9 protein-coding genes and 1 riboswitch are annotated in these 10,587 nt (G+C 71.3%); of the genes, 7 read left to right on the forward strand and 2 right to left on the reverse strand.

Annotated features, from left to right (window positions below; translation table 11 throughout):
• Window positions 1-127: 127 nt before the first annotated feature.
• Window positions 128-1,339, reverse strand: a complete 1,212-nt coding sequence (gene fahA, locus ACFY4A_RS19505) for a fumarylacetoacetase (protein WP_390830636.1) — start codon at window positions 1,337-1,339, stop codon at window positions 128-130.
• A 214-nt stretch (window positions 1,340-1,553) separates the two neighbouring features.
• On the opposite strand from fahA, the gene ACFY4A_RS19510 reads away from it, so the two are divergent.
• The 3 genes from ACFY4A_RS19510 (at window position 1,554) to ACFY4A_RS19520 (ending at window position 5,029) form a co-directional block, all read left to right on the forward strand.
• The gene (locus ACFY4A_RS19510) at window positions 1,554-2,792 is read left to right on the forward strand and encodes an ATP-grasp domain-containing protein (RefSeq protein WP_390830637.1); all 1,239 of its coding nucleotides are present in this window, start codon (window positions 1,554-1,556) and stop codon (window positions 2,790-2,792) included.
• Between the two features lie 96 nt (window positions 2,793-2,888).
• Window positions 2,889-4,091 carry an FAD-dependent oxidoreductase gene (locus ACFY4A_RS19515; RefSeq protein ID WP_390830638.1) on the forward strand — a complete coding sequence of 401 codons (1,203 nt, stop codon included), beginning with the start codon at window positions 2,889-2,891 and terminating at the stop codon, window positions 4,089-4,091.
• A 131-nt stretch (window positions 4,092-4,222) separates the two neighbouring features.
• Complete coding sequence (locus ACFY4A_RS19520) at window positions 4,223-5,029, forward strand: HAD family hydrolase (protein WP_390830710.1); 807 nt, start codon at window positions 4,223-4,225, stop codon at window positions 5,027-5,029.
• A gap of 27 nt (window positions 5,030-5,056) precedes the next feature.
• Here ACFY4A_RS19520 and ACFY4A_RS19525 read toward each other — a convergent pair whose 3' ends face one another.
• The gene (locus ACFY4A_RS19525; RefSeq protein ID WP_390830639.1) at window positions 5,057-5,542 is read right to left on the reverse strand and encodes a transglycosylase SLT domain-containing protein; all 486 of its coding nucleotides are present in this window, start codon (window positions 5,540-5,542) and stop codon (window positions 5,057-5,059) included.
• A gap of 5 nt (window positions 5,543-5,547) precedes the next feature.
• Window positions 5,548-5,735: riboswitch (cyclic di-AMP (ydaO/yuaA leader) on the reverse strand.
• Window positions 5,736-6,217: 482 nt separating this feature from the next.
• Between ACFY4A_RS19525 and ACFY4A_RS19530 the strand changes: the two genes are divergently transcribed.
• The 4 genes from ACFY4A_RS19530 to ACFY4A_RS19545 form a co-directional block, all read left to right on the forward strand.
• Window positions 6,218-7,228 carry a polyprenyl synthetase family protein gene (locus ACFY4A_RS19530; RefSeq protein WP_390830640.1) on the forward strand — a complete coding sequence of 337 codons (1,011 nt, stop codon included), beginning with the start codon at window positions 6,218-6,220 and terminating at the stop codon, window positions 7,226-7,228.
• A gap of 287 nt (window positions 7,229-7,515) precedes the next feature.
• The gene (locus ACFY4A_RS19535) at window positions 7,516-8,730 is read left to right on the forward strand and encodes an outer membrane lipoprotein carrier protein LolA (protein WP_390830641.1); all 1,215 of its coding nucleotides are present in this window, start codon (window positions 7,516-7,518) and stop codon (window positions 8,728-8,730) included.
• Window positions 8,731-8,762: 32 nt separating this feature from the next.
• Entirely contained in the window at window positions 8,763-9,707 is a 945-nt protein-coding gene (locus ACFY4A_RS19540; protein ID WP_390830642.1) for an ABC transporter ATP-binding protein, read from the forward strand.
• Window positions 9,694-10,587: ABC transporter permease (locus ACFY4A_RS19545; protein ID WP_390830643.1), on the forward strand; the 894-nt coding region annotated here is incomplete at its 3' end. The genes ACFY4A_RS19540 and ACFY4A_RS19545, both read left to right, overlap by 14 nt.

Below are 10,587 nucleotides of genomic sequence, written 5' to 3' on the forward strand. Positions count from 1 at the left end.
CGTGCTGTGCGGCAGGCCGGCGCGCCGGGCGCGCACGGCCTGCCGCCAGTATGACGGCCTCGGGTACCGGGAGTCAGGGGTCCGCGACCATCAAATCCCCGCGGGGCAAGGGCCGCAGGGCCTCCGCTCAGCCCGAAACGACCCGCCCCGTCACCTCCCCGAGCCCCACCCGTGCGCCGTCCGGGCCCGGCGCCCAGGCCGAGAGCGTCACCACGTCGCCGTCGTCCAGGAAAGTCCGCTTGCCGTCGGGGAGTTCCAGCGGCTCCCGGCCGTTCCAGGTCAGCTCCAGCAGCGAGCCGCGCTCGTGCTCGGCGGGTCCGCTCACCGTGCCCGAGCCGTACAGGTCGCCCGTGCGCAGGGACGCGCCGTTGACCGTCATGTGGGCGAGCTGCTGCGCGGCCGTCCAGTACATGGTGGAGAAGGGCGGCTCGGACACCACGTGGCCGTTGATCGCGACGGAGATCCGCAGGTCGTAACCGCCGGGCTCCTCCGCTGAGTCGTCGAGGTAGGGCAGCAGCGGGTGCGTCCGCCGCGGCGGGGCCACCCGCGCCTCCTCCAGCGCGTCCAGCGGAGTGATCCACGCCGACACGGACGTGGCGAAGGACTTGCCGAGGAACGGCCCGAGCGGGACGTACTCCCAGGCCTGGATGTCGCGCGCCGACCAGTCGTTCAGCAGACACACCCCGAAGACGTGCTCGCGGAAGTCGCCGAGCGCGACCGGCTGCCCGAGCCGCGAGGGCACGCCCACCACGAAGCCGACCTCCGCCTCGATGTCCAGCCGGACCGAGGGGCCGAACACCGGCGCGGGGTCCGTGGGAGCCTTCCGCTGGCCCGACGGGCGCACCACGTCCGTGCCGGAGACCACCACCGTGCCGGAGCGGCCGTGGTAACCGATCGGCAGGTGCTTCCAGTTGGGGGTCAGCGAGTCCTCGGCGCCCGGGCGGAAGATCTGCCCCACGTTCCGGGCGTGGTTCTCCGAGGCGTAGAAGTCGACGTAGTCCGCGACCTCGAAGGGGAGGTGCAGGGTCACCGAGGACAGCGGGTGCAGGAAGGGCGCGACGGTCTCCCGGTGAGCCGGCACCGTCACCCACGACGTCAGCGCGCGCCGCACGTCGGACCACGCGGTGCGGCCCGCGGCCAGCAGCGGGTTCAGGTTCGGCTGCGCGAGCAGGCCGGCGTACGGCGAACCGAGCGCCCGCGCCGCCGCCCCCGCGTCGAGCACGTGGTCGCCGAGCCGGACGCCCACGGTCCTCTCCGGCGACCCGGCGCGGGAGAAGACGCCGTAGGGAAGGTTGTGCGGGCCGAAGGGGTCGCCCTCGGGGACCTCGAAGGGGGGCATGGGGTACTGCCTTCCTTTCCGAAATTCCATGTGATCGGGCCACACGTTACGGGGGCGCCGCATGTCTTGGGCAGTGTCTAAAGAGTTTGCAATGTCCGAATTGGTCTTGTGGGAGGGGGTAATTCCGGCTTAGCGTCCTCTGGGGGCGCGGACGGGGTGGGTCCGCTCCATAGGGGGACACGTGGGGGGACCCGTGGCCAGGAACGCCGTCAGTGTGCCTTTCCGGGCCGACCGTGAGGTACCGGGCCTGATCGTGAAGTTCGGCGACTACCCGCTGCACCACGGTGGGGTGGGCGCGATCCGCAGCCTGGGCCGTCTGGGCGTGCCCATGTACGCGATCACCGAGGACGCCTACACGCCGGCGGCCTCCTCCCGTTACCTCAAACGCGCCTTCGTCTGGCCGACCAGAGGCACGGAGGGCGCGGACCGTCTGGTGGAGGGCCTGCTGCGCATCGGCCGCCGCATCGGCCGGCCCACCGTCCTGGTGCCCACCGACGAGGAGGCCGCCGTCCTGGTCGCCGAGCACCAGGACGAACTCAAGGGCCACTTCCTCTTCCCGCCCGTCGCCCCCGGTCTGCCGCGCCGTCTGGCCAGCAAGCAGGGCCTGCACGAGCTGTGCGTGGAGCACGGCATCCCGAGCCCGGCGGCCGCCTTCCCGCAGTCGTACGACGACATCGTGGCGTTCGCCGAGAAGACCCGCTTCCCCGTGGTGGCCAAGAACCGCGAGGCGTTCGTCCGGCGCAGAAGCCCCGCGGTGAACGGCACCACGAGGATCGACAGCCGCGAGGGCCTGCTTGCCCTGGCGCGCGACTGGGGCGAGCGACCCGGCGTGATCCTCCAGGAGTATCTGCCGCGGGAGGAGGCCGAGGACTGGATCGTGCACGCCTACTTCGACCGGGACTCCACGCCGCTCGCGATGTTCACCGGCGTCAAGGTCCGCTCCTGGCCGCCGCACGCGGGCATGACGGCGAACGCGTACGTCGTCGACAACCCCGAACTCGCCGACCTCACCGCACGGTTCATCAAGCAGATCGGCTTCACCGGCATCGTCGACCTCGACCTGCGTTTCGACCGGCGCGACGGGCAGTACAAGCTCCTCGACTTCAATCCGCGCATGGGCGCGCAGTTCCGGCTCTTCGAGAGCGAGTCGGGCGTGGACGTCGTACGTGCCATGCACCTCGACCTGACCGGGCGCCCCGTCCCGGAGGGCGAGCAGCGCTCCGGCCACCGGTACGTCGTGGAGAACATCGACCTGCCCGCCCTCCTCGCCTACCGCCGCAGCGGCTACACGACACCGCACGCGCCGGTGAAGGCGAGCGGCACGGAGCTGGCCTGGCTCGCGGGGGACGACCCGCTGCCGTTCGTCACGATGCTCGCGCGCTTCGTGCGGCCGGGTGCCAGGCACCTCTATCAGCTGTGGCGGACCAACCGCCGTGGCGGCACCACCGGTTAGGGCAGCGCACAACCGTATGCGGGCGGCCCGTGCCGCCGCCCGAGCAGGCCCACGAGTGACACGAAGTGACGCGAGCACGTCCTGGGGAGGGACTTCGTGAACCAACCGGTGGCAGTCATCGGTGCCGGGCCGTTCGGCCTGTCCACCGCCGCCCATCTGCGCGCCCGGGGCATCCCGGTCCGCGTCTTCGGCGAGCCCATGGTCTCCTGGCGCGACCACATGCCCGCCGGGATGCTGCTGAAGTCGACCCCGGCCGCCTCCGGCATCGACTGCCCGCAGCGCGGCCACAACCTCGCCGACTACTGCGCCGCGGCCGGCATCAAGCCGCTGGTGACCGACGAGGACATCATCCCGGTGGAGACCTTCATCGCCTACGGCGAGTGGTTCCAGCGCAGGCTGGTGCCCGAGCTGGAGCGGGTGCGGGTGGTGTCGGTCGACCGGCGGCCGGGCGGGGGCTTCGAGCTGAAGCCGGACTCCGGGGAGCAGTTCACCGCCCGGGCGGTCGTGGTGGCGACGGGACTGTCGGGCCTGTCCCATCTGCCGCCGGAGCTGACCGCGGCGGTGCCGGACGGCCCCACGCCCACCGGGCCGCTCTCGCACAGCTCCCAGCACCACGACCTGAGCCGGTTCGCCGGCAAGGAGCTGATCGTCGTGGGCGCCGGCCAGTCCGCGCTGGAGACCGCGGTGCTCGCCGCGGAGGCCGGCGCGCGGGTGCGGGTGGTGGCGCGGGGCCGCGGCAGCGTCGCCTTCGGCGCCCCGCCCTGGGAGCAGCCGAGGTTCCGGCCCGAGTCGCCCTTCGGCCGCGCCTGGTCGCTGTGGGCGCTGAGCTACCACCCGCAGCCCTTCCGTCACCTCCCGGCCGGGGTGCGCCACCATCTGGTCCGCCGGGTCCTCGGCCCGCTCGGCGCCTGGTGGCTGCGCGAGCGCTTCGAGTCGGCGGTGCCGGTCCACGAGGTGAGCGGCATCGTCCGCGCCGAGGTCACGGGCGGGCGGCCGGTGCTGACGGTGCGGACCCTCGCGGGCGAGACCCGGGAACTGGCCGCGGACCACGTCATGGCGGCCACCGGCTACCGCGTCGACATCGCCGCGATGGGCTTCCTCGGCCACGAGCTGCGCACCGGACTCGCGGTGAGCCGCGGCGCCCCCAGGCTCGGCGCGGGCTATGTCTCCTCGGTACCCGGCCTCTACTTCACGGGATTGCCGGCGGCGGCCTCGTACGGGCCGGTGATGCGGTTCGTGTGCGGCACGGAGTTCGCCTCCCCGCGGCTGGCCGAACACCTTGCTGCGGCGCACGGTTGAGCGCCACCTCGCCTGCCGCGCGAAGGGCCCGTATCAATAAGGGAGTTGAGGAGAGGACGCCAGGAGCGCGGTGGTCGCCGCGGTCGTCCGGTTCCGGTCGAGTCGGCGGGCCGGAGCATCCGTATTCTCTGATCATGGCCGCCCTCGCATATGCCCTCATCGCCACTGACCTGGACGGAACGCTGCTGCGCGGCGACGACACCGTGTCCGAACGGTCCCTCGCCGCGCTCGGGAGGGCGGCGGCCGCCGGTGCCCGGCACCTCGTGGTGACCGGACGGCCGGCGCCGCGGGTGCGGCAACTGCTCGACGTCCTCGGCGCCACGGGGCTCGCGGTGTGCGGTCAGGGCGCACAGCTCTACGACGCCGGGAGCGACCGCCTGCTGTGGTCGGTCACCCTGGACCGGGAGCAGGCCGAGACCGCGCTCGGCAAGATCGAGGCCGAGGTGGGGGAGGTGTACGCCGCGGTCGACCAGGACGGAGTCGAGGGGCTCACGCTCATCGAGCCGGGGTATCTCATGCCGCACCCGTCGCTGCCCGCCGTGCGGGTCGAACGGCGCGACGACCTGTGGCGCGCGCCCATCAGCAAGGTGCTGCTGCGTCACCCGGTGCTGTCCGACGACGAGCTGGCGGCGGCGGTCCGCGGCGTGGTGGGGTCCCTCGCCACGGTCACCATGTCGGGCCCCGGGACCGTCGAACTCCAGCCGTGCGGCATCACCAAGGCGACCGGACTGGCGCTGGCCGCCGAACACCTGGAACTGGGCCGCGAGAGCGCCCTCGCCTTCGGCGACATGCCCAACGACATCCCGATGTTCCAGTGGGCCGCCCGGGGGGTCGCCATGGCCAACGCCCACCCCGAGCTCAAGGCGGTGGCCGACGAGGTCACGATGTCGAACGAGGACGACGGCATCGCCGTCGTCCTCGAACGACTGTTTGTCTAGCCGGTGTGTGGGCCGGCCGTGGTTCGGTCAGTACGCGCCGAAGACGTTGTCGATGGAGCCGTACCGCTTGGCCGCGTAGTTGCAGGCGGCCGTGATGTTGGCGACCGGGTCGTAGATGTCCCAGGACGTGCCGTTCACGTGGTACGCCCGGAAGGTCGGGTCGATGACCTGGAGCAGACCCTTGGACGGGATGCCCATCCTGGCGTTGGAGTCCCAGAGGTTGATGGCACGCGGGTTGCCGGAGGACTCGCGGATGATGTTGCGGTGGATCCCGTTGTAGGAGCCCGGGATGCCGTTCTCCGCCATGACCGCCAGGGAGGCCCGGATCCAGCCGTCGAGGTTGTTCGCGTAGCCGTAGCTCGCGGCCGTCCGGACGGTGGACGGGGTCGCCGCGGACGCAGTCGTGGCGCCGAGCAGCGGCACGGCGAGGACGGCTGCGCTCGTGCCGGTGACGGCGAGGGCGCGGACGAGGCGGGCGGTGCGGGAAGAACGGCGCTGACCGTTTGCAGGCATGGGGGATTTCCTCTCCGTCGCCTGCGAGGTGAGCTGTCGGGTTCGGGCGGGGAGGTGCCCGGCCGTGCCCCGAAGGGCACGGCTTCACCCCGAGCCGTTCCGGTGCGGCGTACGACGTAGGACGTACGTGCCCGGCCCGGCGGCTTACCTGGGTCCCCCGCTCCTGCCATGGTTCATTCGGTCGTTGGGATTACGGGCGGCGGCAGGATTCGGCGTCCGCTCGTTGGCCGGGAACGTATGCGAGAGCACATGTCCCGAACAAGTGCCGGAATCACACATTGCCCTATTTGACCTTGGTCCGGGGTGTATGTGGTGCTTGATCCTTTGCGCCTGCAAGCCTCAACTCGGCGGCCAGTAAAGGGAATGTGAAGGAGTGCGGGAGATGATACGGACGGAGGGTGACGTGACCCAACTCACGGTTTGGGTGCCCGAAGGGCAATTGCCGCTAAAGAGAATTGAAACCCCAATAGGGGTGAATCGGACTTCAAGTGTGAGTGCGGGTGGGCCGTGTGGCGGAGGCGTGATGGTGGTCACGTCGGGTGATGTGGCCTGGCCCGTATAGGTGGGCGACATCGGTGATCGAAACGTGACCGGATACGCTGACTTGAGTGAGGGCAGCGACCTATCGACAAACCGTGTAATCCCCAGCAGACACCAGCAGACAGGAGACCCCTCGTGACCGTCGTCGGGCCATTCGGGCTGAGCGTGCGGGACCAGGCTCTCGAAGCCGATGTCCAGGCCGGATTGGCGGCTGTCGAGGAAGGGCTGCTCGAAGCCACCAAGAGCGAGGTCCCGTTCATCACGGGGGCCGCCCAGCACCTCGTCAAGGCCGGCGGGAAGCGGTTCCGGCCGCTGCTCGTGATGCTCGCGTCCCAGTTCGGGGACCCGTACGCACCGGGCGTCGTGCCGTCGGCCGTGGTGGTGGAGCTGACCCACCTGGCGACGCTGTACCACGACGACGTGATGGACGAGGCCGCCGTGCGCCGCGGGGTGGCCAGCGCCAACACCCGTTGGGGCAACTCGGTCGCGGTCCTGACCGGTGACTTCCTGTTCGCCCGGGCTTCGCAGATCCTCGCCGACCTCGGCCCGGAGGCCGTGCGGGTGCAGGCCGTGGCGTTCGAGCGGCTGGTCACCGGGCAGATCCTGGAGACGGCGGGTCCGCAGGACGGCCGGGACCCCGTCGACCACTACCTGGACGTGCTCGGCGGCAAGACCGGGTCGCTGGTGGCGGTGTCGTGCCGGTTCGGCGCGATGATGTCCGGCGCCGACGAGACCGTCGTGGACGTGCTGACGCAGTACGGCGAGCGGCTGGGCGTCGCCTTCCAGCTGGCGGACGACGTCCTGGACATCGCCTCCGACTCGCACGAGTCGGGCAAGACGCCCGGCACCGATCTGCGCGAGGGCATCGCCACGCTGCCGGTGCTGCGGCTGCGCGAGCGCGCGGCCCGGCTGGGGCTGCCCGAGGACATCGCCCTGTGCGAGCTGCTGGACTCCGACCTGAGCGACGACGCGCGGCACGCGGAAGCGCTGGCGGCGCTGCGGGCGCACCCGGCACTGGAGCAGGCCCGCCGGGACACCGTGCGCTACGCCGAGGAGGCTCGGGCCGCGCTGGCTCCGCTGCGGGAGTGCGACGCGAAGGCCGCACTGCTCCAGCTGTGCGACGCGGTGGTGCACCGGGCCGGCTGACGCCTGTCCGGTTCCGCGATGTCACCGGACGCCTTCGCCGGGCGGCCCTTTCCGAGCGGCGCCCTCCAGACCTACCCCTACGGGGTGGGGGAGGCATCGCCCTTTGTGTGTCATACCGCAGGCGTACACGGAGTTGGCTCCGGGGTCTGACGCTTCCGCCCGGCGGATTTGGTCAGATGGAAACCACGGACCACACCACTCCTCACCGATCTGGGTGAGAATGGCGGCTGAGGGTGACACCCCAGTGCAGAAGGACAGCCGCCGCCGATGACGGAGGTAGGGCACACATGGCACCGAACGAATCCGAAGCCCACGACCTGCGCGCGGGGCGCCGCAAGGCCGCGCGCTACGTCGTCCCGGTCACGGTGGTGGGGGTGGCGGCGGCGACCATCGGGCTCGTCCCGGCACTCGCCGCGTCCGGCGACCCCGACCTGCCGAAGATCACCGCACAGCAACTCATAGAGAAAATCGCCGAGTCGGACGTCCAGCAGCTGTCCGGCACGGTCAAGATCAGCACCGACCTGGGTCTGCCGAACCTCGGCGGCCTGGAGAGCGGCCTGGCCTCGGGCGCGGCCAGGGGCGGTGACGGTTCGTCGGCCGACCCGACGTCAAAACTGCCCGAGCTGGCCTCCGGCACGCACACCCTGCGCGTCGCCGCCGACGGCGAGGACCGGCAGAAGGTCTCGCTGATCGAGAACGCCGCCGAGTACAGCCTCATCCACAACGGCAAGGACGTCTGGGGTTACGACAGCAAGTCGAACGAGGTCTTCCACGGCACCGCGGCCGACGGCGGCAACAAGCACCGGGACGAGGTCCCCGCCACGCCCAAGGACTTCGCCGACGAGGCCCTGAAGTCGGTCGACGACACCACCTCGGTGAAGGTCGACGGCACCGCGCAGGTCGCCGGCCGCGACGCCTACAAGCTGGTCATCCAGCCGAAGCACGCCTCCGGCACCACGGTCGGCGCGATCAGCATCGCGGTGGACGCCAAGACCGGGATGCCGTTGAAGTTCACGCTCACCCCGGCGAGCGGTGGCGCCGCCGTGGTGGACGCGGGCTTCACCCAGATCAGCTTCGCCAGGCCGGCCGCCTCGACCTTCGACTTCACCCCGCCCAAGGGCGCGAAGGTCACCGAGGAGAAGGACGCCGGGAAGGACACCGGAAAGGGCGCCGAGCGGAAGGGCGGCCAGGGCCGGCAGTTCCACGAGCCCGGCGCGTCGGAGAAGGGTCTGGCCGAGAACGGCCCGAAGGTACTCGGCAAGGGCTGGAACTCCATCGCCGTGTTCGACTCCGGCAACAAGGGCGGCATCCCGTCGTCCTCCGGAAAGGGTGATCTGAGCGGGTTCCTCGGCTCGCTGGGCGACCAGGTCAGCGGCAAGTTCGGCAAGGGCACGGTCTTCTCCACCCGCCTGGTCAACGCGCTGATCACGGACGACGGCAAGGTGTACGTCGGCGCCGTCACCAAGGACACGCTGGTGAAGGCGGCGAACGCCGGGCGGTAAGGACACGACGGACAGGAGAATCGAGGGAGCCGATGGACGAAGGGGATGACAGCGTCATCCACACGCGCGGGCTCACCAAGCGCTACCGCGGCGGACAGCTCGCCGTCGACGGTCTCGACCTGGCCGTCCCGGCGGGCAGCGTCTTCGGCTTCCTCGGTCCGAACGGCTCGGGCAAGACGACCACCATCCGCATGCTGATGGGTCTCATCGAGCCCACGTCCGGCACGGCGCGGGTGCTGGGGCGCCCCATGCCCCGGTCCTCGCGCACCGTGCTCCCGCAGGTCGGCGCGCTCATCGAGGGCCCGGCCCTGTACGGCTTCCTCTCCGGCCGGGACAACCTGCTGCGCTACGACGCCGCCGACCCGACCGCCGACCCCCGCACCCGGCGAACCCGGGTCGCGGCCGCCCTGGACCGGGTGGGCCTGACGGCTGCGGCGGGCAAGAAGGCCAAGGCCTACTCCCTGGGCATGAAGCAGCGCCTGGGGCTGGCCGCCGCGCTGCTCCAGCCGCGCAGACTGCTCGTCCTGGACGAGCCGACCAACGGTCTCGACCCGCAGGGCATGCGCGAGATCCGCTCCCTGGTCCGGGAGCTGGCCTCCGACGGCACGACCGTCTTCCTCTCCTCCCATCTGCTGGACGAGATCGAGCAGGTGTGCACCCATGCGGCGGTCATGGCGCAGGGCCGGCTGATCACCCAGGGAGCCGTGGCGGAGCTGGCCGCCGGGGCGCGCGGCCGGCTGGTGGTGACCACGCCCGACACGGGGGAGGCGGCTGGGGTGCTGAAGGAACAGGGCGTCGGCGACGTCGTCGTGGGCGAGGACCGGGTGACCGGAGACCCACCGGAGCGCGACCTCGCCGACGTGAACGCCGCGCTGGTGACGGCGGGCGTTCGCGTACGCGGCTTCGGGGTCGAACGGGCCTCGCTGGAGGACGCGTTCGTGGCACTCACGGGGGAGGGCTTCGATGTCGCGGGCTGACGTCTCGCCAGGGCAGGCCGCGGACGTGGTCGTCCGCGCCCCGGGTCCGCTGTGGACCTTCGGACTGCTGCGCAGCGAGCTGGTGACGACCTTCCGGCGCTGGCGCACCCTCGCGCTGCTGGGCGTACTGGCCGGCGTCCCGGTCCTGGTCGGGGTGGCCGTCAGGATCGAGACGAGGGACGGTTCGTCCGTCGGCGGCGGGGGCGGCGGGGGCGGCGAGGGACCGGCGTTCATCACGCAGGTCACCAACAACGGACTGTTCCTGGTCTTCACCGCACTGGCCGCCACCCTGCCGTTCTTCCTGCCGATGGCCGTGGGCGTGATCGCGGGCGACGCCGTCGCCGGGGAGGCGAACGCCGGCACCCTGCGCTATCTGCTGGTCGCACCCGCCGGCCGTACCCGCCTGCTGCTCGCCAAGTACGCCACGACGATGGCCTTCTGTCTGGTCGCCACCCTCGTGGTCGCCGTCTCGGCGCTCGTCGTGGGCGCGCTGCTGTTCCCGCTCGGCGATCTGACGACCATCTCCGGCACGCGGATCAGCTTCGCCGAGGGACTGGGCCGGGCACTGCTGATCGCCTTCGTCGTCGCCGCGTCCCTGCTCGGCCTCGCCGCCCTCGGCCTGTTCGTCTCGACGCTGACCAACAGCGGGATAGCGGCGATGGCCACGACCGTGGGCCTGCTGATCACCGTTCAGATCCTCGACCAGGTCCCGCAGCTGCACGCGATCCAGCCGTACCTCTTCCCCCACTACTGGCTGTCCTTCGCCGATCTCATGCGCGAGCCGGTCTACTGGGACGGCCTGCTGAAGAACCTGGAGTTGCAGGCCCTCTACGCGGCGGTGTTCGGCTCGGCGGCCTGGGCGCGGTTCACGGCGAAGGAC

It is taken from the genome of Streptomyces sp. NPDC001292 (assembly GCF_042896465.1).
Classification (GTDB): Bacteria; Actinomycetota; Actinomycetes; order Streptomycetales; family Streptomycetaceae; genus Streptomyces.

Bases quoted from the DNA above. Each gene is read 5' to 3' on its own strand.
- fahA (WP_390830636.1), bottom strand. From the start codon at position 1,339: ATGCCCCCCTTCGAGGTCCCCGAGGGCGACCCCTTCGGCCCGCACAAC.
- ACFY4A_RS19525 (WP_390830639.1), bottom strand. From the start codon at position 5,542: ATGCCTGCAAACGGTCAGCGCCGTTCTTCCCGCACCGCCCGCCTCGTC.
- ACFY4A_RS19535 (WP_390830641.1), top strand. From the start codon at position 7,516: ATGGCACCGAACGAATCCGAAGCCCACGACCTGCGCGCGGGGCGCCGC.
- ACFY4A_RS19540 (WP_390830642.1), top strand. From the start codon at position 8,763: ATGGACGAAGGGGATGACAGCGTCATCCACACGCGCGGGCTCACCAAG.